Consider the following 245-nt stretch of genomic DNA (forward strand, 5'->3'; position numbering starts at 1 on the left):
TTCGAGGCCATGATGCGACTCGCGGCGCGACGCGACCGGCCGAGTGCCGTCTTCTGCGCGAACGACATGATGGCGATCGGTGCCCTGGATGCCGCCCGGCGGCTGGGCCTCTCGGTGCCCCAGGACGTCGCCATCCTGGGTGTCGACGACATCGATGCCGCTGCCTTGGTGCGCCCCGCGCTCACGACGGTCCGCATTCCGGCTGAAGAGATCGGCCGGGCCGCGGGCGAACTCCTCCTTCACCG

General features: G+C 70.6%; 1 protein-coding gene. It reads left to right on the forward strand.

Annotated features, from left to right (window positions below; all coding sequences use genetic code 11):
• On the forward strand, positions 1–245 hold a 245-nt coding region (locus ACZ3HG_RS24585), incomplete at both ends, for a substrate-binding domain-containing protein (protein WP_465335117.1).

The organism is Erwinia sp. PME.40.26/001 (genome assembly GCF_055556675.1).